The sequence below is a fragment of the Bradyrhizobium sp. USDA 241 genome (assembly GCF_049739505.1).
Lineage (GTDB): Bacteria > Pseudomonadota > Alphaproteobacteria > Rhizobiales > Xanthobacteraceae > Bradyrhizobium > Bradyrhizobium liaoningense.
The window spans coordinates 831619-857876 of sequence record NZ_JBMGPZ010000005.1; the positions used below are offsets into that span (position 1 = coordinate 831619).

At 63.2% G+C, this 26258-nt stretch carries 27 protein-coding genes and 2 pseudogenes; 15 read left to right on the forward strand and 14 right to left on the reverse strand.

Annotated features, from left to right (window positions below):
• Window positions 1-6: 6 nt before the first annotated feature.
• From ABIF91_RS25800 to ABIF91_RS25810, 3 genes are all read left to right on the forward strand, one after another.
• Window positions 7-294, forward strand: a complete 288-nt coding sequence (locus ABIF91_RS25800; RefSeq protein ID WP_028182228.1) for an antibiotic biosynthesis monooxygenase — start codon at window positions 7-9, stop codon at window positions 292-294.
• Between the two features lie 136 nt (window positions 295-430).
• On the forward strand, window positions 431-1201 hold the full coding sequence (locus ABIF91_RS25805) for a sulfite exporter TauE/SafE family protein (protein WP_028182227.1): 771 nt from the start codon (window positions 431-433) through the stop codon (window positions 1199-1201).
• 462 nt (window positions 1202-1663) lie between these two features.
• A complete protein-coding gene (locus tag ABIF91_RS25810; RefSeq protein ID WP_424579466.1) occupies window positions 1664-2944 on the forward strand; it encodes a hypothetical protein in 1281 nt (426 codons plus the stop codon).
• Between the two features lie 149 nt (window positions 2945-3093).
• On the opposite strand, the gene ABIF91_RS25815 is transcribed toward ABIF91_RS25810, so the two are convergent.
• The 4 genes from ABIF91_RS25815 to ABIF91_RS25830 all read right to left on the reverse strand — a co-directional run bounded on the left by ABIF91_RS25815 (window position 3094) and on the right by ABIF91_RS25830 (window position 4484).
• Complete coding sequence (locus tag ABIF91_RS25815) at window positions 3094-3513, reverse strand: GcrA family cell cycle regulator (RefSeq protein WP_347336798.1); 420 nt, start codon at window positions 3511-3513, stop codon at window positions 3094-3096.
• Window positions 3458-3643, reverse strand: a complete 186-nt coding sequence (locus tag ABIF91_RS25820; protein ID WP_028182328.1) for a hypothetical protein — start codon at window positions 3641-3643, stop codon at window positions 3458-3460. The genes ABIF91_RS25815 and ABIF91_RS25820 overlap by 56 nt, the downstream gene beginning before the upstream one ends.
• 158 nt (window positions 3644-3801) lie before the next feature.
• Entirely contained in the window at window positions 3802-4107 is a 306-nt protein-coding gene (locus tag ABIF91_RS25825) for a hypothetical protein (protein ID WP_035675901.1), read from the reverse strand.
• Between the two features lie 161 nt (window positions 4108-4268).
• Window positions 4269-4484, reverse strand: a complete 216-nt coding sequence (locus ABIF91_RS25830) for a dodecin family protein (RefSeq protein WP_028182326.1) — start codon at window positions 4482-4484, stop codon at window positions 4269-4271.
• A 241-nt stretch (window positions 4485-4725) separates the two neighbouring features.
• Here ABIF91_RS25830 and ABIF91_RS25835 point away from each other — a divergent pair, with 241 nt between their 5' ends.
• The 6 genes from ABIF91_RS25835 to ABIF91_RS25860 all read left to right on the forward strand — a co-directional run bounded on the left by ABIF91_RS25835 (window position 4726) and on the right by ABIF91_RS25860 (window position 10695).
• Complete coding sequence (locus ABIF91_RS25835) at window positions 4726-5385, forward strand: phytochelatin synthase family protein (protein ID WP_035675899.1); 660 nt, start codon at window positions 4726-4728, stop codon at window positions 5383-5385.
• A gap of 613 nt (window positions 5386-5998) precedes the next feature.
• The gene (locus ABIF91_RS25840; RefSeq protein ID WP_050995176.1) at window positions 5999-6271 is read left to right on the forward strand and encodes a hypothetical protein; all 273 of its coding nucleotides are present in this window, start codon (window positions 5999-6001) and stop codon (window positions 6269-6271) included.
• A gap of 1365 nt (window positions 6272-7636) precedes the next feature.
• Window positions 7637-8341: a hypothetical protein gene (locus tag ABIF91_RS25845; RefSeq protein ID WP_155252154.1), complete on the forward strand. Its 705-nt coding sequence runs from the start codon at window positions 7637-7639 to the stop codon at window positions 8339-8341.
• A gap of 198 nt (window positions 8342-8539) precedes the next feature.
• A protein-coding gene (locus ABIF91_RS25850) for an IS3-like element ISRj2 family transposase (protein ID WP_129557670.1) occupies window positions 8540-9669 on the forward strand; the annotation gives its coding sequence in 2 pieces (ribosomal slippage) (window positions 8540-8792 and window positions 8792-9669; 1131 coding nt in all).
• A 120-nt stretch (window positions 9670-9789) separates the two neighbouring features.
• The gene (locus tag ABIF91_RS25855; RefSeq protein WP_424579820.1) at window positions 9790-10101 is read left to right on the forward strand and encodes an isochorismatase family protein; all 312 of its coding nucleotides are present in this window, start codon (window positions 9790-9792) and stop codon (window positions 10099-10101) included.
• A 36-nt stretch (window positions 10102-10137) separates the two neighbouring features.
• Window positions 10138-10695 (forward strand): HD domain-containing protein, encoded by a 558-nt coding sequence (locus tag ABIF91_RS25860; RefSeq protein ID WP_028179378.1) that lies wholly within the window; start codon window positions 10138-10140, stop codon window positions 10693-10695.
• 73 nt (window positions 10696-10768) lie between these two features.
• On the opposite strand, the gene ABIF91_RS25865 is transcribed toward ABIF91_RS25860, so the two are convergent.
• From ABIF91_RS25865 to ABIF91_RS25885, 5 genes are all read right to left on the reverse strand, one after another.
• Window positions 10769-10972 carry a YodC family protein gene (locus ABIF91_RS25865; protein WP_028179379.1) on the reverse strand — a complete coding sequence of 68 codons (204 nt, stop codon included), beginning with the start codon at window positions 10970-10972 and terminating at the stop codon, window positions 10769-10771.
• A gap of 317 nt (window positions 10973-11289) precedes the next feature.
• Entirely contained in the window at window positions 11290-12042 is a 753-nt protein-coding gene (locus tag ABIF91_RS25870) for an HAD family hydrolase (protein ID WP_035676112.1), read from the reverse strand.
• Window positions 12039-12926 carry an oxygen-dependent coproporphyrinogen oxidase gene (gene hemF / locus ABIF91_RS25875; RefSeq protein WP_028179381.1) on the reverse strand — a complete coding sequence of 296 codons (888 nt, stop codon included), beginning with the start codon at window positions 12924-12926 and terminating at the stop codon, window positions 12039-12041. The genes ABIF91_RS25870 and hemF overlap by 4 nt, the downstream gene beginning before the upstream one ends.
• Window positions 12927-12945: 19 nt before the next feature.
• Complete coding sequence (gene queE, locus ABIF91_RS25880; RefSeq protein WP_028179382.1) at window positions 12946-13578, reverse strand: 7-carboxy-7-deazaguanine synthase; 633 nt, start codon at window positions 13576-13578, stop codon at window positions 12946-12948.
• Between the two features lie 18 nt (window positions 13579-13596).
• Window positions 13597-14055, reverse strand: coding sequence for a tRNA (cytidine(34)-2'-O)-methyltransferase (locus tag ABIF91_RS25885; protein WP_028179383.1), 459 nt, complete (start codon window positions 14053-14055; stop codon window positions 13597-13599).
• Window positions 14056-14333: 278 nt separating this feature from the next.
• Between ABIF91_RS25885 and petA the strand changes: the two genes are divergently transcribed.
• From petA to ABIF91_RS25915, 6 genes and pseudogenes are all read left to right on the forward strand, one after another.
• Window positions 14334-14864, forward strand: a complete 531-nt coding sequence (gene petA / locus ABIF91_RS25890) for a ubiquinol-cytochrome c reductase iron-sulfur subunit (protein ID WP_424579467.1) — start codon at window positions 14334-14336, stop codon at window positions 14862-14864.
• A gap of 62 nt (window positions 14865-14926) precedes the next feature.
• Complete coding sequence (gene fbcH / locus ABIF91_RS25895) at window positions 14927-16999, forward strand: cytochrome b/c1 (protein ID WP_028179385.1); 2073 nt, start codon at window positions 14927-14929, stop codon at window positions 16997-16999.
• Between the two features lie 186 nt (window positions 17000-17185).
• Complete coding sequence (locus ABIF91_RS25900; protein WP_028179386.1) at window positions 17186-17860, forward strand: dienelactone hydrolase family protein; 675 nt, start codon at window positions 17186-17188, stop codon at window positions 17858-17860.
• Window positions 17861-17880: 20 nt separating this feature from the next.
• Entirely contained in the window at window positions 17881-18498 is a 618-nt protein-coding gene (locus ABIF91_RS25905; RefSeq protein WP_244430077.1) for a hypothetical protein, read from the forward strand.
• A gap of 229 nt (window positions 18499-18727) precedes the next feature.
• Window positions 18728-20894, forward strand: a pseudogene (locus ABIF91_RS25910) (anthranilate synthase component I).
• Window positions 20895-21013: 119 nt separating this feature from the next.
• The gene (locus ABIF91_RS25915; RefSeq protein ID WP_018323310.1) at window positions 21014-21553 is read left to right on the forward strand and encodes an adenine phosphoribosyltransferase; all 540 of its coding nucleotides are present in this window, start codon (window positions 21014-21016) and stop codon (window positions 21551-21553) included.
• Between the two features lie 37 nt (window positions 21554-21590).
• Here ABIF91_RS25915 and ABIF91_RS25920 read toward each other — a convergent pair whose 3' ends face one another.
• From ABIF91_RS25920 to ABIF91_RS25940, 5 genes and pseudogenes are all read right to left on the reverse strand, one after another.
• Window positions 21591-22259: a hypothetical protein gene (locus ABIF91_RS25920; protein ID WP_028179389.1), complete on the reverse strand. Its 669-nt coding sequence runs from the start codon at window positions 22257-22259 to the stop codon at window positions 21591-21593.
• 60 nt (window positions 22260-22319) lie between these two features.
• Window positions 22320-23073: pseudogene (locus ABIF91_RS25925) on the reverse strand (hypothetical protein).
• Between the two features lie 209 nt (window positions 23074-23282).
• Window positions 23283-24488 (reverse strand): M48 family metallopeptidase, encoded by a 1206-nt coding sequence (locus tag ABIF91_RS25930; RefSeq protein ID WP_035676107.1) that lies wholly within the window; start codon window positions 24486-24488, stop codon window positions 23283-23285.
• A gap of 32 nt (window positions 24489-24520) precedes the next feature.
• Complete coding sequence (locus ABIF91_RS25935; protein WP_028179392.1) at window positions 24521-25081, reverse strand: LemA family protein; 561 nt, start codon at window positions 25079-25081, stop codon at window positions 24521-24523.
• Between the two features lie 137 nt (window positions 25082-25218).
• Window positions 25219-26196 carry a small ribosomal subunit Rsm22 family protein gene (locus ABIF91_RS25940; RefSeq protein WP_028179393.1) on the reverse strand — a complete coding sequence of 326 codons (978 nt, stop codon included), beginning with the start codon at window positions 26194-26196 and terminating at the stop codon, window positions 25219-25221.
• Window positions 26197-26258: the final 62 nt, after the last annotated feature.

The following is a 26258-nucleotide window of genomic DNA, read 5'->3' on the forward strand; positions in this document are numbered from 1 at the left end:
CAAGCGATGTACACGACCATTGCCGAAGTCGAGATCGAGGATCTCGCGCGCTTTCTTTCCATCTTCGCAACGGACGGCCGGAGCAAGCGGGAGGCGCATGGGAGCCTCGGGGCCGAAGTGCTGTTCGCGTCGGATGGCTCGGACAGGGCCATTGTCCTGATCGACTGGCGGGACGAAGCGGCCTGCGACGCCTTTCGATCCGACGCCTCGGTGCCGGTGACGATGGCCAAAGGCGGCGCCAGGGGCCGCCCGCGGTTCACCCCCGTCATCAGGGCGGGCCGGTTCGCCGCATGACGCCGGACGCGGCGGCGAGCTCGCCTGCCGCGTGCCTCGCCGGCGGTTGCCTTGCCGCGGATTCTCCACTAGACGAGGCCGTGCTCGCTTCCATCGCAGATCAGGCTGCGGCACGAATCAGCCGCGATCAGAAAAATTGACCATCGTCTCAGGCTTCGCCCACATCTCGCTTCCGCAGCTCCTGCTGGTCGCAACGATGGCGCTGTTTGCTTCGATCATCGGTGGTCTCGCCGGCTACGGCACCGGCGCCCTGATGCCGCTGGTGCTGGTGCCGCTGGTCGGCGCCGAGCCCGTGGTGCCGATCATCGCGATCTCCGCGATGTTCACCAATCTCAGCCGCGCCATCGCTTATCTGCGCTACGCCGACCGCCGCCGCGCACTGATCGTGCTCGCCTGCGCAGGCTTGACGACGGCGCTCGGCGCCTACGGCTATACGCGCCTGACCAGTGCGGGCGCGGCGCTCGTGATCGGCACCATGCTGATCCTGAGCGTGCCGCTGCGCCGCGTGCTGCGACGGCGCAGCGTGCGGATCGGCGACACCGGCCTTGCCGCCGGCTCCGTCGGCTACGGCGTGCTGGTCGGCGGCACCTCGGGCTCCGGCGTGATCCTGCTGTCGCTGTTGATGGCCACGGGGCTCGAAGGCGCCGCCGTGATCGCGACCGATGCGATGATCTCGCTCGGCACCGGCCTCATCAAGATCTCGGTGTTCGGCCTCGCCGGCGCCGTGACGGCGCAGGTGCTCGCCTTCGCGCTTCTGATCGGCGGCATCGCAATCCCCGGCGCATTTCTCGCAAAGGCCGTCGTCGAACGGATGCCGGTGCACATCCACGCCGCGATCCTCGACGTTGCGGTCATCACGGGCGGGCTGGTGATGATCTCGGCCGCGGCGAGACAGCTCGTCGCGTAGATGACGCCGGTCCAATCGGCGTTCGCGCCCGGACCTCCGTGCTCACGGACATCGGCCCCGGGCACAAGCCGGAAGAGCTCACGCCAACTCGTGCGCTGACTTCGTTTCGGCCATGGTCGCGCTCGCAGGGAGGCTCATCTCTTTTGAGAGCCCAAACGCCACGGAGCCAGCCCGAGCCCTCCGATGACGGGAGCGATGGAGCCCCTGGCTCCAATCAGTCAGGCCGTGTTCGCCTGGCGGCTGAACTGATGTGGCGCCCCCGCGAGTTGACCTTCATCAATAACTCCGCCCCGATTTGAGCATCATACGTGTTCCGAGGTGGTAATGCGGGGAACTTGCCATGTTCAAGTTTAAGCGCGTTCCATTTACCCCTGGTGACCTGACCAATCATCAATGGGGTACCGATGACGTCCTCGAGGGTGACCCAACCAGAACGATTTTGATCGGGATGCTGGCGGCAGCATGTTCGATTCTTCGAGGGGCGGCAACGACACCTTTACGGGCCCCTCGTTTGCGGGGGGCGCCCTCCACTACACTTTCTACGGTGACGCGGCCGGCGGCATGTTCGATTTTGCTCGCGGCGGCGACGATACCTTCACGTTCGCTTCCCCGAGCAACACCGCTTACGGCGACGCGGGCGACGATATGTCCGATCACAGCAAGGGCGGCAACGACATTTTCAGCGGAGTTGGCCCCGCGACCAACACTTTCTATGGCGATGCGGGCGGCGACATGTCCGGCCATGCTCGGGGCGGCGACGATACCTTCACGGGCGGCAGCGGTGGCGGCATCAATACTTTCTACGGCGATGCGGGCGGCAGCATGTCCGGCCATGCTTGGGGCGGCAACGACACTTTCACGGGCGGCGCTTTCACCTCCAACGTTTCCTATGGCGATGCGGGCGGCAACATGTCGGACCACGCTCGGGGCGGCAACGATACCTTCACGGGCGGCGGCTTCTCCTTCAACACGTTCTATGGCGATGCGGGCGGCGACATGTCCGGCCATGCTCAGGGCGGCGACGATATCTTCACGGGCATCATCGACCTCCCTGCTCCCTCATCCAACATTTTCTATGGCGATGCGGGCGGCAGCATGTCCGGCTATGCTCAGGGTGGCAACGACAGCTTCACCGGCGGCGTCCTCTCCTCCCACACTTTCTATGGCGATGCGGGCGCCAACATGGCCGGCCATGCTCAGGGCGGCAACGACGCCTTCGCAGGCGGCAACAGCTCCGGCCCTGGCTCGACGAGCAACATTCTTTTCGGTGACGCGAAATCCATGTCCGGCTGCGCCGAGGGCGGCGACGATACTCTTGTCGGCGGCAGCAGCTCCGGCACTGGCTCGACGAGCAACATTCTCTTCGGTGATGCAGAATCCATGTCCGGCTGCGCCGAAGGCGGCGACGATATCTTGTTCGCCGGAACCGCAGCCCCCGGCGGGACAGTCAGCAATGAGATGTGGGGTGACGGACTATTGCTAGGCGACGCTGCTGGCGGCCGAGATCTGTTCGTGTTCAAAGACGATGGCCCGGCGACAGTCGGGACGGAGAACACCATCGGAGACTTCAGCCAGAGCCAGCATGATCAGATCAAGTTCAGCAATGTGGCGGGCGTGCACTCGTTCAACGATCTTGTCATCACCCAATCTGGAACTGACACCCTCGTTACCGCGGGAGCGGATCAAGTGACTCTGCACAACTTCGCAGGTTCGCTCACAGCAAACGACTTCCTGTTCGCCTGAAGACGAAATGCATTTGCTTGCAGCGTAAGTTTTGGCCTGTGCACCCGACCGCGGGAACTGACGGGCTCACCCGCGGGGATAAGTCAGGCCGCGCAGTCGGAACTGGGCCACGACACTGACGGAGCGCAAGGACGCTCGTGGTGTGTCGCTTAGCCGGTGTTTCTGACCGCCTCAGCCAGAATGGCGTAAAGCTGCTGCCTGCTGAATTCCTTGGGCTGCTGCCTCTCCGCTCTCCTCGACGACACCTTCTGTGTGACCGGACGGGGGCAGGGTGCCGACGACGGCCTCAGCTTCGGGGCCGGCCTTATCTTGGGCCGTGCTGTGGGCAACTTGTGGCCGCGCTTCAGGCCAAGACGGGTCAGCATGCCGCAGACCGCGTTGCGACTGCAGCCGAGACGGCGCGCAATCTGCGCCGCGCTCTGTCCTGCGAACCAGAGCCTCTTGAGGAGCGCTATGTCTTTTGCATCCCAGCTCATGAGAGACATTATAGCGCCGACTGGGACGCAGGCTAGTCTAGTCTTCGTCGGGCTCGCGCACGACCGCCGGTTCGTCAGCATCACCTTCCTCATCGGCGTCTTCGTCTTCCTCGTCCTCCTCGTCTTCATCGGGATCCCGGGGCGGCATCACGACGCCCATGAGCATGAGTGCTGTCCAGCCGTTCGCTGTGGTGGAAAATGCTTCGGAGATGTGTTGCTTCATGTCGTTGCTGCTCCTCGAAAAGCACGCGCTGTCGAATATTCCCGCCGGGCGGTGCGCGCATCCAGGGCGCGATCGTTGCAGGCGCGAGGATGACATCAGGTCGATTGCGCAAGCAACGGCCGCACCCAGTACGCAATCCGGTGACGCTTGGGGCTATTTCAAACCCGAAGCCCATTATGCTCTATGTCCACCAAGACCTCGCCGGTGGTGACTTCGGGAACCCCAAGATCGAGGTCATGCAGACTCGCCTGAACAAACGCGAGTATCTTGGCGTTCGCTGCGTTGGCGCTTTCGAGGTCATCAAATATCATCACGGCGATACCGACACCGTCGCCCGCGTCCATCACATGGTAGGATCTGAATCCCTGCGATTGCCTCAGGATTTCACCGACGCCGCTCTTGGCGCGACGAGCGGCGTCCGCGACCGAACGAACCCTGGTGTACTTGCGAATGACCATGTACATGGGGCCACCACGCGCCACACGCTCCCTTGCATCAAAGCATATCGTCCCAGTCGGACCAGGGCAACTTTCGGTACGGGCGACATCGTCCGGCTGGGCGCTGCGCAACGCACCCTTTCCAATGAGCCATCCTCGCCCCGCAAGTGGGGGCGAGGTGCCGAGGCTCAGGAGCCCTCGAACTTGAACGATACGTTGAGCTTGGCTCGATAGGCCTCGATCTTCCCCTTGTCATCCAGCTGCATATCGAGCTTGACGACCTCTGCAACTCGAAGATCTCGGAGAGATTTTGCAGCTCGTTCGACCGCATTGGCGGCTGCCTTCTCCCATGAGTCTGTGCTGGTACCGACCAGTTCAATGACCTTGTAGACGCTATCGGGCATGTGGTCCTCCTATTGGGTAGGAGCAGGAAATCTAGCATCGGTATCTCGACGCTGATACCTCTCGGGAGATGACGCGGAAAAGGGTCCGATTGGCTGTCATTTTCCTGCATGCCCCACGGAAGAACCGGGCGCCTCCGTCGGGGATGCGTTCGTTGCAGCCCCCAACAGACGCCCGCATGGAATCGCCACCCGCCGGTTAGCTTCAGGCTATGGTGTCGTCATTGCCGCCAAGGTTCGACCCATGAAGCGACGCTACGTCGGTATCGGCAGCATTATTATCGCCGTGGTTCTGGTTTGTGCCGGGGCCCTGGTGGTTGGTCAATCCCACGTGCCGTCAGACGCCATAGCGTCATCCGTCATACGAACTCCGGAGCTTATGGAGCGGGCGTGGCGCCTGCCCGTGGCAGCCACATTCCAGAGACACGTTGACTGGCAGTCAAATGGCTCTCGCTGCGGACCTGCAGCTGTCGCGAATGCCTACCGGTCGCTTGGCGAGGCGGCTAGGACGGAGGGCAAGGTGCTGGCCGGTACATGGAGCTGCTGGACAGGCATATGCATCATGGGTCTCTCGCTCGATGAGCTGGCCGCAGTCGCCCAGACCAACACGAGCCGGAAGGTCACTGTCTTGCGCGATCTCAGCGAGAGCCAGTTTCTGGAGCATCTCCGTCGCTCCAACGATCCGGGCCGACGCTACATCGTGAATTTCGATCGCGCTCGAATTTTCGGTGCCGGTAGCGGACATCATTCGCCAATTGGAGGTTATTTCGAAGCCGAGGACCTCGTTTTCGTGCTCGATGTCAACTCCAACTTTCAGCCGTGGCTGGTCGAACGGAAGCGGCTGTTCGACGCCTTGAATACGTTCGATGGCGACAAGAAGCGGGGGCTGCTGTTCATCGAGTAATGTTCCACTGCATGTCGCCTGTTGGCCCCAATGCAAAGCATTGCCTGTTGCAGTGGGCGCAACGTCACTCGAAGCAACCCCTATCGCAATCGACCATCGGCCAAGATTGGCCTCGCTAGTTGGTGAGGGGGGTGCTACACAGCTGGCATCACCGCACGCGACGTGGCTGTTATCGGTGACTGAGAGCTCTACGCTCCCGCCTCCATCCGAATGAAGGCGGTCAGATGTCCAATCAGGTCAAATTCGATATTCGTGAGTGGCTGGTGCCACCGCTGTTGGTGCCGATCTTCCTCGTGCTGCTGATCGCGATCGTGGCCGTTCTATGAGCGGCGGGTCCGCTCAATGGGAGCCGCCTTCAAGCAAGGACTCGAGCCAGGGCGTAAACCGAGACAGGAGGCGGGAATGGCAAATACAGCAGTGATCAGGGATGCCTCCGGCGTTCCGGCGATTTTCGTGGGTTCGAAAACAGGTCGGGACGATGCTCCCTTTGTTTTCGTCAGGGTCGGAGGCGAGGAGCGCAGGATGCGCTGGTCCGAATGGGATGCTCTACCGGCCTGGACCGGCGAGCGTCCCATTTGGGCGAGCGGAACCAAATAGCGATGGAGTGTTCAGCATGAAGATGGCTCGACCAGGCACATGGATCGCGGCGCTTTTGCTGGCATCGGCGCTGGGCACATCCACGCCCGCAGCTCTTGCCGCGGAGCCGAACTGCCGTGCGATCGAAGGCGCCAACGCGCGCCTCTCCTGTTACGATGCGGCTTTTCCTCCAAAAACAGGGCGGCCCGCCAAAACCACCGTCGATTCATCGTCCGGCTACAAGGACCCGCTTCTCGCCGAAGAGGCCCGAATCGCCGCGAAGCTGAAGAATATTTGCCGCGATTGCTGAGTGGCACCGACCGCGGCGCGCTCCTGAACGTCGCGCTCCAATTCAGAGGCCCAGCCGAATGACGAAAGAGGATGCGAAGGGGAGCCGCCTGCTTCACCAACGAAAGCGTGCGGTTCATCTGGCCGGTGCGGCACTGGACGACAGGGCCGACAGTTCCGCGAGCTCGAAGGACCAATCGACGAGAAAGCAGCACCTGCTTGATGGGCCCACGGAATTTAGAGAGGTCCGGGTCGATCGTTCAAACGAGACTTCGATCCACGAGGATTGATCCAATCAGCGGCAAACCGGGGCAGTCTGCAGATGGGTTCTTGCGCGACGCGAAACAAAGCGCTCGCTATCCGGTAGACAAGGGCGCATTGTCTTGCCACCGCCGAGCGGCCCGCAGCATCTACCGGTGGTGTGAACGCGAGTTGCGCTCCCGCTCAACCCCGCAGCGGAGCATCAAACATGTCGGCTCGCCGATCCCCGGAACCAACATCGACATTCGAATACCGCCTGGCACAAGAGGCACTCAACCTTCGTCAACAGGCCAAAGGGATGCCCCTTGGCATCCGCCGCACGGAGCTTTTGCGAAAAGCCCGGCAGATCGATGCCGCCGGAGAGGTCAACAAGTGGCTGACCTCGCCGGGACTGCATCCACCAGGTTGAGATTTGCAGCATGATCCGGAAAAGTATGCATCGGTTTTCCGAAAGGGATCATGCTCGAACGATAACCTCGAGCGCAATGTCGATTCATCCTGATCACATCGCTTTTTAGGCCGCGCCATAGCACGATGTGATGAACCTCGGCACGCAACGCGGCGACCAACTCTTGTCGGGATTTTACTCTCACCCTCCCGGGGCTGGAAGGACGCCGCCTGCACTTTATTTCAAGCGGGCGGCGTTTTTGCTCCCGCCTGCAAGCCGCGGGATGCACATGTGCAACACGTGCGACCAGATAGACAATGAGATCGAACAGTTCCGCCGATTGATATCGCCGGGAATGGACGCGCTCAGCCTGGCGATGATCCGATGCGCCATCGAATTGCTGGAGGCTGACAGGGCGGCCGTTTATTGCAGCGGCAGTCTGCACCAGCCAGCGCGCCGGAGTTCGCAGCCGTCTTAGATCTCGCCTCTTGCCCTGTTGCGAAGTTGCTTGCCGAGGCTGCCTGATGATCGGGGCATTCCCGCAACTGCGCGGGCAAGAGCCACACGGCACTTTGTGGGCCTGGACCGGCCGAGGCCGACATATCCGGTCCGACCACCGAGCGGCGAATCCAATGTTCCGGCTTCCTGGCATCGGGTTGCGGTTCCGACCCAATCGAGCAGTAGAAGATTCTTGGAGGCCTGCCTCCGTTCTGGAATGGTATGATCGCGAGCAACCCTATGCTGACGTCCATCCCACAGCCGCAGATCTTGTTTATTGATGGCCTGCCTGGTTCCGGCAAGAGCACGGCCGCAGGGGCACTGGGCGACTCAGTCCCCGCCAGCAAGGTTTTCGTCGAGAGTGCTCCAGATCATCCCTTGCTCGTGGGCAGGCCCGACCGGATGGGAGCAGCCTTCGCAGACATTCACGAGATATACTCTGTTGGTTCGTTTGCCGCTGCGGCGCTCGAAAGGTTGGAAACATTCCTGGAAGGCGCCGGTCATGATGTGCTGTACGTCTTTGAGAGCCATCCCATCCAGAGCACGGTTCGGGTGCTTTTTCAGTTGGACGCGCCTCAAACGACGATACTTCGGTTTTGGTCGGATCTGCAGGAACGGCTGGCCGTCGCTCAACCTCGGCTGATCTACTTTCAGGAGCCGAATCCTCTGCATGCCCTCAAGGAGACCAATCGAAAGCGAGGGCCAAGTTGGGAGAGCTACTTCGTTGAAGCATTCCAGCGATCACCATGGATGCAGGCACGCGCGCTTTCCGGCGCCGAAGGCGTGGATCAGATGGCCGTCGCGTATGCAGATTTGATGGATCAGTTGGTGGATCTGTGGCGGTTCCCCAAGCTGAAACTCCCCGCACGGCCGGAGAACTACGAAGCGCGGACGGATGTGCTGACCAAGTGGGTCGTGGCGCCAGCAAGCCGAGGGCAACTTTAGCGGCAGCCGCGCGGAGGTTCGATGTGCCTTCACGTCCGGACAAATGGCCCATCAGCGAAGTAGGGTACAGTTCACCTTTTTGATGCCGCTTCGATAAAGCGAACTACGAAAGAGCTGGCCCCGCAAATTCGGACAGTAGCTTGAGTGGATTTTCTGCCTGACAGCGGCGAGGATTCTTGCTGCGAATCAGGAGCGAAGATGACGAAGAAGAGCCGCCGGACGCATTCTCCGGCATTCAAGGCGAAGGTTGCTTTGGCTGCGGTCAAAGGCGACAAGACACTGGCGGAGCTGGCGCAACTGTTTGATGTTCATCCGAACCAGATCACGATCTGGAAAAACCAGCTCCTGGAAGGCGCCGCCGGCGTGTTTGGGCATGACAAGACATCGGCCGAGACGCCGGTCGATTTGAAGGCGTTACATGCCAAGATCGGCGAGCTGGCGTTGGAAAACGATTTTTTGTCCGGCGCGCTCACCAAGGCGGGCCTGCTGAGCGCAAAGCGATGATCGACCGCGATCATGATCTTTCTATCGTGCGCCAGGCGAAGGTCCTGAAGCTGGCTCGCAGCACGGTCTACTATGAACCTCGGCCAGTTTCGGCCGAGGACCTTGCCTTGATGCGTCGGCTCGATGAGCTGCATCTCGATTATCCCTTCGCGGGAGCGCGTATGCTGCGATCGTTGCTGCGGCGGGAGGGCGTATACGCCGGTCGCCGCCACATCGCGACGCTGATGAAGCGCATGGGGATCGAGGCGGTCTATCGTCGCCCGAACACGAGCAAGCCGGCTCCGGGTCACAAGATCTACCCGTACCTGTTGCGCGGATTGAAGATCGAGCGGCCCGACCATGCGTGGGCAATGGACATCACCTACATTCCGATGCGGCGTGGCTTCGTCTATCTCGCGGCGGTCGTCGATGTGTTCAGCCGACGGGTCCTGGCCCATCGCGTCTCGATCACAATGGAGGCGGCCTTCTGCGTCGAAGCGGTCCAGGAGGCGTTGGCGAAGCACGGCAGGCCCGAGATTTTCAACACGGATCAGGGCAGCCAGTTCACCAGCCTCGAGTTCACCGATGTGCTGCTGGACGCGAAGATCGCCATCAGCATGGACGGCAAGGGCGCCTGGCGCGACAACGTGTTTGTCGAGCGGCTCTGGCGCACGGTCAAATACGAAGAAGTATATCTCCGCGCCTACGACAGCGTGTCCGAGGCGCGAGCGTCAATTGCCAAGTATCTGGCCTTCTACAATCAGGGACGCCCTCACTCGAGCCTTGACGGGCGCACGCCCGACGAGGCTTACTTCGGCACGCAAGCTATGGTGATGGCCGCATGACCGTCGCCGACGGTTTTGTCGTCGCTCTGGTCGGGCTACGCCCTCCCGACGCAACGACAAAACCGTAAAGCCCCGCGTTCAGCATAACCCGGCAGGAATCCACTTAAATCCAGCGGGGCGCTGTCCAAACAACCGGGGCCAGCTCTGTTCGTCAAAAAGCGCTACAGCGCCTTCTTCAAAACTCCGCTTGACGAGGCTCTGGCCAAAATAGATCCCAGCGAACTGGTGCTCTGTGGAGTTAATACGCACGCTTGCGTTCGAATGGCGGCAATAGACGCTTACCAGCGAGACTATCGTGTAGTCATCGCCAGGGAATGCGTCGGCTCCAACAACGAGCTGCACGAGCGTGTGTCGCTAGACTATATGGACGGGAAAATTGCTAAGGTTGCAGGTGTAGCGGACATCATCGAATCTCTCAAATCAAGCTTATGAAGCAAAACCAGTGTCTTGGGCTGACCGGAGCGACGAATGCTGACGGTCTTTGATGCGGACTTCTTGGTCAAACAGTACTTGGGCGACACGCCAAGAGCCAGTCACTCCCGCTTTGTAGCCCACATCATGCGGGAGCTTGCTCCTACCTTCTCAGCCTCCGCTGATCTCTGGGAGGTCGTTGGGCTATGCCATGATCTTGATTACTTCCACACATCCAACAACTGGAGCCAGCACGGTCTCGTGACCGTCAACTGGCTTGGCGACAACATTCCCGTTGAGGCTCAGCATGCAATCGCGGCGCACGATCACCGCACAGGGGTTCAGGCTGATACGACGCTCGCCGACGTACTCAAGACGGCGGATGCCGTTGCCATCATCGACGAGCGATTAGGGCGCAGCGCGATTTTGGGTGTGGACCGCGCGGAACCTTACACGGCGCTGCGCCGCCAGCTCGGCGCTCGCTCCTACTTAAGCGATATTGTTGAGAGATACTCAGAGAAGCACGCAATTTCCTTTAATCGAATAGTCGAAATCGTCGCCCTTGCACCGAAGCAAAGTGGCTGTCTCGGATACAACAATGGCAGCGCATCATGACCGCTTATGGCAGAGAATCGGGAGCGTCGCAGCGGAACGCTCCGTTCTAACGAGGATGCAGTGTCAGGCGCGCCTACTCCTCGTCGTCGTCGTCCTCCTCTTCATCCTCATCATCCTCTTCCACCTGCACGAGCACGGCCAGCGGCAGCGTCTCGCGGAACAGGTCGCCTTCCATGCCCATCCACAGGCACAGCACCTCGTCCGCCTTCACCTCCGCGACGGTCAGCGGCTGGCCGCCGGATTTCAGCATCACCACATCGCCGGCTTTCAATTCCATGGATTGTCCTTTCGGGTTGATCGGCCGTGAGGCTACCAGGCCGTCATGACATGCCGATCACGCCGGCTGCGCGTTCCGGGAAATTCGGCGGGCGCATCGCGCTACGGTGTCAGGCCCGCTTGCGCGTGATCGGCGGGCACTGGTTGCTGATGCGGCTCATGCAGAAGCCCGTCCATCACAAGCCCGCGACGATGACATCATACCCCTGTTTTGCCCGACGGGTCAAAGCGGATTTCGCAAAATCCGCAAGTCCTTGATTTTGCAGCAGCCGGCTACTGTGCATGGGGTTGTTTTCGCGGTTTTTGTTTTGTGCCTGGTTACGCCGGGTCAGGCAGCAGCTCGCCGAGCGAGCGGATGATGCGGTCGGGCTTGACCGTCGAGCCTTCGGGCAGGCCCTCGTCGTGGACGTCCATCCAGATCGAATAGATGCCGAGCCGCTGCGGCGTCACGACTTCCCATTCCAGGTTGTCGCCGATCATCCAGGTCTCCTCGGCGGTGACGCCGAGCGCCTGCATGGCGTGCAGATAGGCGCGCTCCTCGGGCTTGCCGAAGCCGTGCTCGCCTTCGATCTGGATGTGGTGGAAGCGGTGCGCCAGCTCGAAGCGCTCGACCTTGGCGCGCTGCATGTCCGCGGCGCCGTTGGTGACCAGCGCGAGCCTGATGCCGAGCGCCTTGAACCGGTCGATCGCCTCATGCGCGCCGGGAAACACGAACATCTCCTCCTCGCGATAGGCGGTGAAGCGGTCGGCGAGGCGAATGGCGAGATCGTCGGGCAGGGCGCGGTGGCCCGCCGCCGCAAGCGCGGCAAAGCCGCCCTTGACCGTCAGGTGCCGCGCCTCGGCGAGCTTCATCCGCCACGCCGCTTCCGCGTTCGCCCAGAAGTTTCGCGCGAAAGCCAGCACCGCGGTTGCGACCTGGGCCGGCGGCAGCGGCGCAAGCTCCTCGGCAAACTCGTTCGCGATCGTGTTCCAGGCGATCTCCGGCCGGCCATAGGCCGACAGGATGGTGTCGTCCATGTCGATCAGCATGGCGCGCGGCAGCGGTCTCACGGCGAGCTTCATCGTCGTCATGGCCACTTCACCTCCGGGGGCAGCGACGACAGGATGGAATCCACATTGCCGCCGGTCTTGAGTCCGAAGATGGTGCCGCGGTCGTAGAGCAGGTTGAACTCGACATAGCGGCCGCGCCGGATCAGCTGCTCCTCGCGATCCTCCGCCGTCCAGCCTGTCGCGAAATTGCGTCGCACGATCTCGGGATAGATCTTCAGGAAGGCGCGGCCGACGTCCCGGGTGAAGGCGAGGTCGGCGTCCCAGTCGCCGCTGTCGTGCCAGTCGTAGAAGATGCCGCCGATGCCGCGCGCCTCTTTCCGGTGCGGCAGGTAGAAATATTCATCGCACCACTTCTTGTACTTGTCGTAATCGGCGACGCCATTCGGCTGCGCGCAGGCCTGTTTCATCGCGGCGTGGAAGGCGATCGTGTCGGCATCCTCCTGCGTCCGCCTTCGCTCCAGCACCGGCGTGAGGTCGGCGCCGCCGCCGAACCAGGCCTTGGTGGTGACGACGAAGCGGGTGTTCATGTGCACGGCGGGCACGTTCGGATTGCGCAGATGCGCGATCAGCGAGATGCCGGAGGCCCAGAACTTCGGGTCTTCCGCGGCCCCCGGGATCTGTGCGCGAAACTCGGGCGCGAACTCGCCGTGCACGGTCGAGCAGTGCACCCCGACCTTCTCGAACAGGCGGCCATGCATCATCGACATCACCCCGCCGCCGCCGGCCGCGCCGGTATGATCGGTGCGCTCCCAGGGCGTGCGCTTGAAGCGGCCGGCCTCGCCGGGATAGAGGCTTTGCGGTGCGTCATCCTCGAGCCGCTCGAAGCTTTCGCAGATGTCGTCGCGCAATCGCTCGAACCAGGCGCGGGCGCGGGCCTTGCGGTCGTCTATCGTTGAGGCGTCCATCTGCATTCCCGGTCGCGTCCTATCTGATGCCGAGCGATTTGTGCGTCTGCACGCTGAGCCGCCATTGCGGATGGCGCAGGCAGTAGTCGATCGCCTGCGCGGTGTTCCTGACGACCTCGGGCCCATCCATCGGCTGCAGCGAGAAGCGCTCGAAGGCGAGATCCTCGAAAGTCTCCGGCGCAGCCAGCGCCTGGGGATAGACCAGCTTCAGCTCGTGGCCCTGGCGGAGGACCAGCTCGCTGCCGCCCTTGGGGCTGACGCAGATCCAGTCGAGCCCTTCCGGCGCAGGGATCGTGCCGTTGGTCTCGACGCCGATCTCGAAGCCGCGGGCGTGGAGCGCTTCGATCAGCTCGGCGTCGACCTGGAGCAGCGGCTCGCCGCCGGTCAGCACCACGTAGCGATTGCCGCCTGAGGCGGTCCATTGCGCGGCAATGGTGTCCGCGAGTTCCGCGGCCGAAGCATAGCGGCCGCCGAGGGTGCCATCGGTGCCGACGAAATCGGTGTCGCAGAACTTGCAGGTCGCGTCGGCGCGGTCGGCCTCGCGGCCGCTCCAGAGATTGCAGCCGGCAAAACGGCAGAACACGGACGCACGCCCGGCATGGGCGCCTTCGCCTTGCAGGGTCAGGAAGATTTCCTTGACCGCGTAACTCAATCGTCGCTCCTCAACCTGTCAGACTTGCGGGTTCCGGATCTGCCGCAGCGCCTCGCCTGCGGCCATGGCCGCGCTCATCGCCACATTTAGCGACCGCAGTCCCGCCTCGATCGGGATCACCAGCCGCGCATCGGCGGCCTCGACCACCGCGTCGGTGACGCCGGCGCTCTCGCGTCCGAATAGCAGGATGTCCGACCTCTGGTAATGAAAATCGCGGTAGTCGGTCGCAGCCTTGGTGGTGAACAGCAGCAGCCGGCAGCCCTGTGCCGCGCGCCAGTCCTCGAATTTCGACCAGGAGTCGTGGCGGGTCAGCCGGACATGGTCGAGGTAATCCATTCCCGCCCGGCGGAACAAGCGGTCGGAGACGGGGAAGCCGGCAGGTTCGATGATATGGGCGTCCATGCCCAGACAGGCGCAAAGCCTGAGAATCGTGCCGGTGTTCTGAGCGATGTCAGGCTGAAAAAGCGCTATCTGCATGGGCTGCGTCGGGGGTCGATGCGGGCGGGAATGTCTCAATAAAACATCGCCCGCCCGGGAATTCGTGCATGGCACGCTCCCACGCCGTTAGCGGGCTTGCGCTCGCCCGGCAAGGGTGCCAATAGAACGATTCTGGACTGCTGTTTCACCCGTTTAGAGGTGGACAAGCGAAGTTCTGCCGCCGCGGGGGGCCGCGGGCGCCGGCAGCCTTTCCGGGGACCTCATGGGCGCCCCTCGGAGCGGTTCCACCGGTAGCATAAGAAGAAAGGGTTGGAATCGTGACGACAGCGTCTTCGGCGGACCATCCGACACGCCGTGATTTCTTATTCGTTGCTACCGGGGCCTTCGCAGCAGTAGGGGGCGCGGCCGCGCTCTGGCCTTTTATCTCCCAAATGAATTCCGACGCTTCGACGATCGCCGCCGGTGCGCCGATCGAGGTCGATCTCAGCCCGATCGCCGAGGGCCAGGACATCAAGGTGTTCTGGCGCGGCAAGCCGATCTACATCAGCCACCGCACCAAGAAGCAGATCGAAGAGGCGCGCGCCGTCAACGTGGCGAGCCTGCCCGATCCACAGACCGACGAGGCCCGCGTCAAGTCCGGCCACGAGCAGTGGCTGGTCGTGATCGGCATCTGCACCCATCTCGGCTGCATCCCGATCGCTCATGAAGGCAATTACGACGGGTTCTTCTGCCCCTGCCATGGTTCGCAGTACGATACGTCCGGCCGCATCCGCCAGGGGCCTGCGCCCACGAACCTGGTCGTGCCGCCGTACCAGTTCGTTTCCGACACCAAAATCCAGATCGGCTGAACCTCGGACTTTCGTCCGAAGCTTCGCGCCGTCTCGTCGTACTATTTCCTCAGGATCGCATCATGAGCGGACCATCCGACTACCAGCCGAGTAATCCGGCCCTGCAATGGATCGAGCGGCGTCTGCCGATCTTTGGTCTCATCCACTCCTCCTTCGTCGCCTATCCCACCCCGCGCAACCTGAACTACTGGTGGACCTTCGGCGCCATCCTCTCCTTCATGCTGGGGATACAGATCCTGACCGGCGTGATCCTGGCGATGCACTACACGCCGAATGCCGACCTTGCCTTCAAGTCGGTCGAGCTGATCGTCCGCGACGTGAACTACGGCTGGCTGCTGCGCAACATGCACGCGGTCGGTGCCTCGATGTTCTTCGTCGCCGTCTACGTCCATATGTTCCGCGGCCTCTACTACGGGTCGTACAAGGAGCCGCGCGAGGTGCTGTGGATCCTCGGCGTCATCATCTACCTCCTGATGATGGCGACCGGCTTCATGGGCTACGTGCTGCCCTGGGGCCAGATGAGCTTCTGGGGCGCCACCGTCATCACCAATCTGTTCTCCGCCGTTCCCTATGTCGGCGAGAGCATCGTCACGCTGCTGTGGGGCGGCTATTCGGTCGGCAATCCGACGCTGAACCGATTCTTCTCGCTGCACTATCTGCTGCCCTTCGTGATCGCGGGCGTCGTCGTGCTCCACGTCTGGGCGCTGCACGTCGCCGGTCAGAACAATCCCGACGGCGTCGAGCCGAAGACGGAAAAGGACACGGTGCCGTTCACGCCGCATGCCACCATCAAGGACATGTTCGGCGTCGCCTGCTTCCTGCTGCTGTACGCCTGGTTCATCTTCTACATGCCGAACTATCTCGGCGACGCCGACAACTACATTCCGGCGAATCCGGGCGTGACGCCGCCGCACATCGTGCCGGAATGGTATTACCTGCCGTTCTACGCGATCCTGCGCTCGATCCCGGACAAGCTTGCGGGCGTCATCGCGATGTTCGGGGCGATCATCATCCTGTGCTTCCTGCCCTGGCTCGACAACGCCAAGACCAGATCGTCGAAGTACCGTCCGCTTGCGAAGCAGTTCTTCTGGATCTTCGTCGCGGTCTGCATCCTGCTCGGCTATCTCGGCGCGCAACCGCCGGAGGGCATCTACGTGATTGCCGGCCGGGTCCTGACGGTCTGCTACTTCGCCTACTTCCTGATCGTGCTGCCGCTGCTCGCGCGCATAGAGAAGCCGCGGCCGGTGCCGAACTCGATCTCGGATGCAGTTCTGGCGAAGACCGGGAGCAGGTCGACGCCGATGGTCTCCACCGCGATCGTGCTGGCGCTCGCCGGTTCGTTGTTCGCGGGCTCGATCGACAGCGCGAAAGCGTCTGAAGGCAGCGATACGCCGCCGGGCAACAAATGGTCGTTCTCGGGCCCTTTCGGCACGTTTGACCGCGGGGCGCTGCAGCGCGGCCTGAAGGTCTACAAGGAGGTCTGCTCCAGTTGCCACGGCTTGTCTTACGTCGCCTTCCGCAACCTCGCCGAGTCCGGCGGGCCCGGCTATTCGGTGGCGCAGGCGTCGGCGTTTGCGTCCGAGTACAAGGTCAAGGACGGTCCGAACGATGCGGGTGACATGTTCGAGCGTCCGGGCCGGCCGGCGGACTATTTCCCCTCGCCATTCCCGAACGAGCAGGCTGCGCGTGCGGCGAACGGCGGTGCGGCGCCGCCCGACCTGTCCCTGATTACCAAGGCGCGCTCCTACAAGCGCGGCTTCCCCTGGTTCATTTTCGACGTCTTCACCCAGTACCAGGAGCAGGGGCCTGACTACGTCACCGCGCTGCTCCAGGGGTATGAGGAGAAGGTGCCTGAGGGCGTCACCATCCCGGAGGGATCCTACTACAACAGGTACTTCCCGGGCCACGCCATCAAGATGCCGAAGCCGCTCAGCGACGGCCAGGTGACCTATGACGACGGCTCGCCGACCACGGTCGCCCAGTACGCCAAGGACGTCACCACGTTCCTGATGTGGACTGCCGAACCGCACATGGAAGCGCGCAAGCGCCTCGGCTTCCAGGTCTTCGTGTTCCTGATCATCTTCGCGGGCCTGATGTATTTCACCAAGAAGAAGGTCTGGGCCGACTCGCACTGAGCCGCGCAAGACGAACGAGAAAAGAAAGAGCCCCCGCGAGGGGGCTTTTTTATTGGCCCAACTCTCCGTCATTCCGGGTTCGGTGCTGCGCACCGCCCCGGAATGACGGGAGTGTGGATTGCGTCGCGCCCGTCTAGACGCCACAATAACCCTCAACCGCTCCCCAAAAACGCGTCGGAGGACACCATGGGAACCACCATCACGTTCAAGCGCCCGGACGGCAAGGACGCCTCGGGCTATCTCGCCAACGCCGCGCGTGGCAACGCGCCGGGCGTGGTCGTGATCCAGGAATGGTGGGGCTTGTCGGACCAGATCAAGGGCCTGTGCGACCGCTTTGCGCTGGCTGGCTTCGACGCGCTGGCGCCCGATCTCTACAAGGGGAAGGTGGTGCCCTATCACGACACCGATTCCGCCAACAAGGAGATGAGCTCCCTCGACTTCATGGATGCGACGACGCAGACGGTGCGTGGCGCCGCGCAATATCTTGCGCGCAACGGCGCCAAGGTCGGCCTGACCGGCTTCTGCCTCGGCGGCGCCGTGACCATCATCGGCGCGACCAAGATCCCGGAGCTCGCGGCCGGCGTCGTGTTCTACGGCATCCCGCCTGAGCAGGCGGCCAAGCCCGCCGACGTCAGGATCCCGCTCCAGTCCCACTTCGCCAACAAGGACGACTGGTGCACGCCGGAGCTGGTCAACGGCTTCGAAAAGGCGATGAAGGCCGCCGGCAAGTCGCTGGAGCTGTTCCGCTATGACGCCGAGCACGCCTTCGTCAACGAGCAGCGCCAGGCCGTGCACGACCGCGAAGCCGCCGAGCTTGCCTGGGGCAGGGCGACGGAGTTTTTCCGGAAGCATCTGGGATGATGCGAAAGAAGGCAGCCGGCATGTCGGCTTCGTCTTTCTCGCACCGCCGCGTTGGCCGGATCGTGCGAACGATCGTGGCCGCCGTCGGCGTGCTCCTGGGGGCGGCGACTCACGCAATGGCGCAGCAGGCTTTTGTGACGCTGCACGGCGATCCCAAGAAGGAGGCCTGGTGGCTCATTGCGGATTTCCATCCGTTCACGACCGAGGTTCGCGGCATTCCGGCGAACCAGATCCGCAAGAACTGGTGCAAGGCGACCGAATTCCGCAAGGATCTCATTCCCAGGGACTTGCTCTTCGAGGACGGCACGGATGCGATGGAGGAGAGTAAACTGTCTTTCGCGATCGAAGGCCAGTTCGACGGGACGGCCACCAGACAGGTCGCGTTGGTCGGCGTCTTCCAGGAATGCGCAGGTCCGAAGGGCAGGTTCATCCTGATCCTGGACCAGCCGGCCGTTGGGACGCCGAATATCCGCTTTGTGAGCGCGGTGCGCGAGGACCGTCAATTCGGTGCCTTGCAGAAGGGAAAGAACAGCAGCATCGTCGTCTTGACATGCATGCAGTGCGACGACTTTTCGATCCTGAAATGGGATCGGAGGAAGCGCAAGTTCGGCCGTCAGCCTGACCCCGGCGTGCAATAGTCGGCGACTCGGCTCCCAACAAGCGCCTCTTGACGTCGTCCGTCCGCCATGGTGAGTATCCGCCCCATGAGCACCGCCGTCCGCCCAGCCCGTCTTTGGTGGCGCACCTCCTGAGAGGTGGCCGGTGCGATTTCTTTTCTCAAAATCGTCGAAGGTCGCCAGCACAGCGCGGCGGCCTGATCGTTTGTCCTGTGTGGCGTTCCCTCGGCAAGTCTCGTAAGAGGACCCCATGAACAGGACCGTCTTTGCTCCTCCCGGCCCGAAGCGACTATGTGACCCGCGCGGGTCTTGCGATCACGCGCGTGGCGGAGCAGTTTACCGGCGGCGCCAACAGGCTCGACGACCTCGTCAACCTGCTCGACCGCCGCCGCGGCGTGGTGCTGTCTTCGGGCACGACCGTGCCCGGCCGCTATGAGAGCTTCGACCTCGGCTTCTCCGATCCGCCGCTCAAGCTCGAGACCACAGGCGTCAATTTCAGGCTGGAAGCGCTGAACGAACGCGGGCAGGTCCTGATCGCCTTTCTCGCCGACGTCCTGCGCGAGCCCTGCGTGGTGATCTCCGAGAAGTCGGCCACACGCCTTGCCGGCCACATCATCCGCGGCGATGCCCCGGTCGAGGAGGACCAGCGCACGCGGCGCGCCAGCGTGATGTCGCTGGTGCGTGACCTCGTCGCCGCCTTCTCCGCCAATGACGACGGGCTGCTCGGCCTGTTCGGCGCCTTTGCCTACGACCTCGTGTTCCAGATCGAGGATCTCGTGCAGAAGCGCCCGCGCGAGGCGGACCAGCGCGACATCGTGCTCTATGTGCCCGATCGCCTGCTGGCCTATGACCGCGCCACCGGCCGCGGCGTGGTGCTCTCCTATGACTTCGCGTGGAAGGGCAAATCCACCGAGGGCCTGCCGCGCGAGACCGCCGACAGCCCGTACTTGAAGACGCCGCGCCAGGGCTTCGCCGATCACGCCCCTGGCGAATATCAGGCCACCGTCGAAACCGCGCGCGCGGCCTTCGCGCGGGGCGATCTGTTTGAAGCCGTGCCGGGGCAGCTCTTCGCCGAGCCCTGCGACCGCTCGCCCGCAGAAGTGTTCCAGCGGCTCTGCGTCATCAACCCGTCGCCATATGGCGCGCTGATGAATCTCGGCGAGGGCGAGTTTCTCGTCTCGGCGTCGCCGGAAATGTTCGTGCGCTCGGATGGTCGCCGGGTCGAGACCTGCCCGATCTCGGGCACGATCGCGCGCGGCGCCGACGCGATCGGCGATGCCGAGCAGATCCGCCAGCTGCTGAACTCGGAGAAGGACGAGTTCGAGCTCAACATGTGCACCGACGTCGACCGCAACGACAAGGCGCGCGTCTGCGTGCCCGGTACGATCAAGGTGCTGGCGCGCCGCCAGATCGAGACCTACTCGAAGCTGTTCCACACCGTCGATCATGTCGAGGGCATGCTTCGCCCCGGCTTCGACGCGCTCGACGCCTTCCTCACCCATGCCTGGGCGGTGACCATCACGGGCGCGCCAAAGCTCTGGGCGATGCAGTTCGTCGAGGATCACGAGCGCTCGCCGCGGCGCTGGTATGCGGGGGCGATCGGCGCGGTCAATTTCGACGGCAGCATCAACACCGGCCTCACCATCCGCACCATCCGCATGAAAGATGGGCTTGCCGAGGTGCGCGTCGGCGCCACCTGCCTGTTCGATTCCGATCCTGCCGCGGAGGACCGCGAATGCCAGGTCAAGGCTGCCGCGCTGTTCCAGGCGCTACGCGGCGATCCGCCGAAGCCGCTGTCGACCTTTGCACCCGATGCCACCGGCTCGGGGAAGCAGGTGCTGCTGATCGACCACGACGACAGCTTCGTGCATATGCTCGCCGACTATTTCCGCCAGGTCGGCGCCAGCGTCACCGTGGTCCGCTATGTGCATGCGCTCGACATGCTCAAGCAGAAGAGGTGGGATTTGCTGGTGCTGTCGCCCGGTCCGGGCAGGCCCGAAGATTTCGGGATCAGGAAGACCATCGATGCGGCGCTGGAGAACAAGCTGCCGGTATTCGGCGTCTGCCTCGGCGTGCAGGCGATCGGTGAATATTTTGGCGGCGAGCTCGGCCAGCTCACCCATCCTGCCCATGGCCGGCCGTCGCGGGTGCAGGTTCGCGGCGGGCGCTTGATGCGCAATCTCCCGAACGAGATCGTCATCGGCCGCTATCATTCGCTCTTCGTCGAGCGCGACAGCATGCCGGAGGTGCTCAGCGTCACCGCCAGCACCGAGGACGGCGTCGCCATGGCGCTCGAGCACAAGACCCTGCCGGTGGCCGGCGTGCAATTCCACCCGGAATCGCTGATGTCGCTCGGCGGCGAGGTGGGGCTGAAGATTGTTGAGAATGCGTTCCGGCTGGATGCTGGGGCGAGTTGAGTGCAGAATATTTCCCCTCGTCGTTCCGGGATGGTGCGCCAGCACCAGACCCGGAATCTCGAGATTCCGGGTTCGATGCTGACGCATCGCCCCGGAATGACAACTGAGATGAGACCCGAATGACCTTTGACCACGACATCAAGGCGAGCGTCCGTACCATTCCCGACTATCCCAAGCCGGGAATCATGTTCCGCGACATCACGACCCTGCTCGCGGACGCGCGGGCGTTCCGCCGCGCGGTGGACGAGCTCGTCAACCCCTGGGCCGGCAACAAGATCGACAAGGTCGCCGGCATGGAGGCCCGCGGCTTCATCATCGGCGGCGCGGTGGCGCATCAGCTCTCGGCCGGCTTCGTGCCGATCCGCAAGAAGGGCAAGCTGCCGCATACCACCGTGCGCATCGCCTATTCCCTGGAATACGGCATCGACGAGATGGAGATGCATGTCGACGCGATCCAGCCTGGTGAACGCGTCATCCTGGTCGACGACCTCATCGCCACCGGCGGCACCGCCGAGGGCGCGGTGAAGCTGCTGCGCCAGATCGGGGCCAACGTCGTCGCCGCCTGCTTCATCATCGACCTGCCCGAGCTCGGCGGCGCCGCCAAGCTGCGCGCCATGGACGTGCCGGTGCGCACGCTGATGACGTTCGAGGGGCATTGAGCGGGACGGGCGGAGGGTACGCCCAGATGGATTGCTATCAGGACCGCTGCAGGATCAGGCTGAGCTCGAGTTCCCGGAAGGCGATGTAGTTCCGCCGGGTCCACTGGTGCAGCTCGGTCGAGGCGTCCTTCTCCTGGCGCAGATAGCCGGTGAAGGAGAAGCTCAGCCGGTCGATATAGGTCTTGAGGAAGCCGGGCAGCGCGGGCAGGCGGAACAGCCGGCCGCCTTCCATCGCGGGCGGCAGCTCGCCGCGCACGATATATTCGTTGTCCACCGTGATCAGGTTCATGCGCGGGATCTGCCCGCGCAGCATCTCATGGGCGCGGGCCGAGGCGCGGTCGGTGTCGGCGACGAACAGGATCTGCGGGGCGACATGGCGGCGCGCCGCCTCTTTCAGGAGGCCGATCTCGTCGGTCATCTTGAAGAACTCGTCGAAGGCGTGGAAGCCGAGGTCGATCACCTTGGCAACGCCGTCATCGAGGATGACGCGGTCCATCAGCTGCATCTTGCCGTAGGTGTCGATCACGTCCGCGGTTTCCGTGACCTTCGGCAGATAATCGAGCAGCGACGGCTCCTTCAGGTTGACGTCGAAGGCCGCCACGTTTCCGTTCTTGAGCAGCAGGAATTCGCTCAAAAGCCGCGCCAGCAAGGTCTTGCCGACCTGCGGGCGGGGCGAACAGATGATGTAGACGGGTGTCGCGGGCATCGACAGCTATATCAGGCCAACTCACCACCCAATCCAGCCGTATCCGCCCTGCTTGCGCAACTATTTTTCGCTGTTGCGGGTCGCGGGCTTCGAACCGACGATGTCGGTCAGGCGGATGCGGTCGAACTCGCTCCAGACATTGGCCAGCCAGTGCCGGACATAGCCGCGCAGCACGAAGGAGTAGTTGGCGGCCTCGTCGTTGATGCCCTTGTTGGCGACGAATTTCAGGAACGGGACGGAGGAGACTTCGACCTGCTCATAGGCCATTTCGTTGAGCTTGGGGATGGTCAGCTCGGTCGCGTCCTTGATGCGGTGGAAGTAGGAATTGTAGGTCGCCTGGTCCCACTGGAAGAACTGGGTATCGTTGATGAAGTTCTTGACCAGGAAATATTTCGCGCCGCCCATGAAGCCTGCGGTCTCGGCGATCTCCTCCAGCGAGGCGATCGAGGGTCCCAGGATGTGGAACACCGCGAAGGTGATCTGGCCGGCCCTTGGCGGCGTCGAGGAAGCCGATGTCGCGCAGCGAAGCGAGGGCCGGCGAGAGCAGGCCGGCGCGGACGTCGATGACGGTCACCGACGGGCTCACGGCATTGAGCGTGTCGAAGATCTTCATCTGGTCCGCCGTCGTCGTCATGTCGACGATCTCGGTGATATCGGGGTGGAAGCGCTTCAGGGTTCCGCGCGGGGACTCCGTGTCGAACGCGCGGGTCGGCACGTTGTTGGCTGAGAAATAATCGAGCAGGGTCCGCGATACCGTGGTCTTGCCGACCCCGCCCTTGTCCGCGCCCACCACAACCACTGCCGGCTTTGCCATTGCTGTCCCCTAACGCGCGCCCCCGATCGCGAGGTCGCAATCGGCCGGGCCCCAAATCGATGTCCCAAAGATGGTCCCAAGTCTGCTGTTGGGCGCGAACATGGCAGAAACAAGGGAGAATTCAATTCCTTGGACCGCAGTTGCGGCAATTCCCTTGGTTTTTCCCGATCACCGGGAAAAACCGCCGCGTGTAGCGGTAAATCACGCGCTCAATGACGGCCCCAAGGTCCCATCGCATTGCCCGCCGGGGCTCCTGAGGGGCCTGGGGCCGGCACGGGCGGCGGTCCAGCCGGATTGCCTGCGTCGTTCCACGGCCCGTGCGGCAGCGGCTGTGCATCCTGCGGGTTGGCCTGTGCCTCGGGTTGTTCCGTCTCGGGTTGATCCGTCTCTTCGGCGGGGTCTGGCAGCGGACCGGGGTCGTGGCCGCCGGCGAACTTGACCAGCGCATCGACCCGGGACTGCACCGAGGGATGGGTCGCGAACAAATCGGCAAAGCCCTCGCGCGGATTGTCGACGCAGAGCTCCATCACCGCCGAGGTCGCGCCAGGCAGTTCGCCGCGACCTTCGATCTTGCGCAACGCCGAGATCATCGCATCAGGATCTTTCGTCAGCTCGACGGAGCCCGCGTCGGCGAGAAATTCGCGCGACCGCGACAGTGCGAGCTTCACCACCTGAGACAGCAGCCACGCCACCACGATCAGCACGATCGCGATGATGATCACGATCACCGCGCCGCCGCCGGAGCTCTTGCTGTCGCTCGATGACGAGGACGACCGGGACGAGGAGGACCCCGAGCCCCCGGAGCTCCAGTTGAAGTTCGTGAACAGGCGGAAGAACAATTCGCCGAAGAATCCGACCACGCCGGCGATGATGACGGCGACGACCATGAGCTGCACGTCGCCGTTCTTGATGTGGGTCAGCTCGTGGCCCAGCACCGCCTCGATCTCCTTGTCGTCCAGCGCGGCGAGGAGACCGGTGGTGACGGTGATGGAATATTGCCGCGGATTGAGGCCGGTCGCGAACGCGTTCAGGGCCGGGCTCTCCATGATCTTCAGCTTCGGCATGGTGATGCCGCGCGAGATGCAGAGGTTTTCCAGCAGATTGTAGAGCCGCGGCTCCTCCTGCCGGGTCACGTCGTGGCCGCCGGTCACGGCGTCGATCATCGACTGGTGGAAGAAATAGGCGATCACGGTCCACGCCGCCGCCACGACCGTGGCAATAGGCGCTGCGACCTTCAGATCCTGGAAGGCGTGGCTCAGGTAGAAGGCGACGGTCCGGTTACTGTCGATGAGAACTTCGGCGACGAGAGCGCCAGCAAAGACCAGCACGTAGACCAGCATGAACAGGCCGGCGAGCAGCAGCATCGAACGAAACTTGTTCGAGGCGATGTGCGTGTAGAGACCATACGCGGCCATAACGCGATGCCCTGCCGGCCTGTCGGCTCAAATCAGAACTTCACCTGAGGTACGGTCTCGACCTCGGTCCGGCTCGCGCCGAGATCAAAGAAGTCCTTCTTCGTGAATCCGAACATGCCGGCAAACAGCGCAGCAGGCAGCTGCTGGATGCCGGTGTTGTATTCCTGGACCGCGTTGTTGAAGAAGCGGCGGCTCGCCGCGATCTTGTTTTCGAGGTCCGAGAGCTCGGACGCGAGCTGCTGGAAATTGGCGTTGGCCTTGAGGTCCGGATAGGCCTCCGACAGCGCGATCAGCCGGCCGAGCGCGCCGGACAGCTGGTTCTCGGCTGCGGAGACCTGCGCGGGTCCCTGCGCCGACATCGCCGAGTTGCGCGCCTTGATGACGTCGTCGAGCGTGCCGCGCTCGTGCGAGGCATAGCCTTTCACGGTCTCGACCAGGTTCGGGATCAGGTCGTGGCGTTGCTTGAGCTGCACGTCGATGTCGGCAAAGGCCTGCCCGACACGCTGGCTCAGCGCCACCAGGCGGTTGTAGGCGCTGAAGGCGAACAGCGCGAGGACGACGATGACGCCGAGAACGATCCAGCCGGTCGACATGGAGAACTCCTGAAGGGGGAAGAAGACGGGCGCTAGGGTAGACCAGATTGGCGCAGGATGAGAGCCCGACGCAGAGGGAGGTTAGACTTGGTCGGATCGGGAGACATCCGAGTTCAAGGCGAAAGCCCTTGACAGGGTTAACTTTCGGCAATGACGGCATCGCCCCAGCGCCAGCGCCGGGCTCGTGCATAGGCGGTCTTGTCGCGGCGGGGTACCTTCGCAAGTTCAACGCCGCCCTGGCCGCAGAGCTTTGCCGTGATCTCGGCCTTGCCGACATCCGGCGGTGCCAGCACGCGCGTGGCACGCGCGGCGGGCGGTGTACGGGTCAGCGCGAGGTAAATGAAGCGCTCGTCCTCGAACGGCACCTCGGCGCCCTTGATCTGGCGGTGTGCCTGGGAGCGCGGTAGGCGCTGGGAGAAATGGCACCAGTCGGGCGCCACGAGCGGGCAGGGCTTTTCGTGCGGGCAGGGTGCGGCGACGTAGGCGCCGGCCGCAATCAATCGCTGGCGTAGCGCGAGGATGCGGGCGGTGCCGGCCGGCGTGCCGGGCTCGATCACGAGCAGCGCGTGGCGCGCTTTCGCCCACATCGCCTCAGTGAGCTTGCGCTGCTCGGCCTCGCCGAGCTCGCCGATGACGTAGCTGGCGATGACGAGATCGGCTTGCGAAACCTCTGGGAGGTTTGCACCGGCATCGCCCGGCAGATAGCGGCACTCTGCGAGGCGTGTGCTGTCGCGTGCGAGCTCGAGTGCGAGCCGGCTGAGCGTGGCGTTGGCATCGAGCAGCGTGAAATCCTGCAGCGACGGAAAGGCCTCCGCAGCAGCCCAGCTCGCGGTGCCCGGGCCGGCGCCGACGTCGAGCAATGATTCAGGCGCGAGGTTTGGTGAGATCTCGGAGAGTGCATTCAGGCTTGCCGCCACCGCTGCGTAGGTCGCTGGCATGCGCGCGAGCGCGTAGGCGAGGGCATCGGCTTCGGACTTGATCGTGCCGGAGGTGCCGCCGGCGCGATAGGCGGTCGATATCTTTTGCGAGCGCTGTGCGGCGTCGGTACGGGAGAAGCCCTGCAGCTTGCCGTCGAGGGCGGCTTTCAGTTCGACGGGGAGGGTGGGGGCGATCATTTCGCCGTCATTCCGGGGCGCGCGGAGCGCGATCCCCGAATCTAGAGATTGTAGCGCGAGAT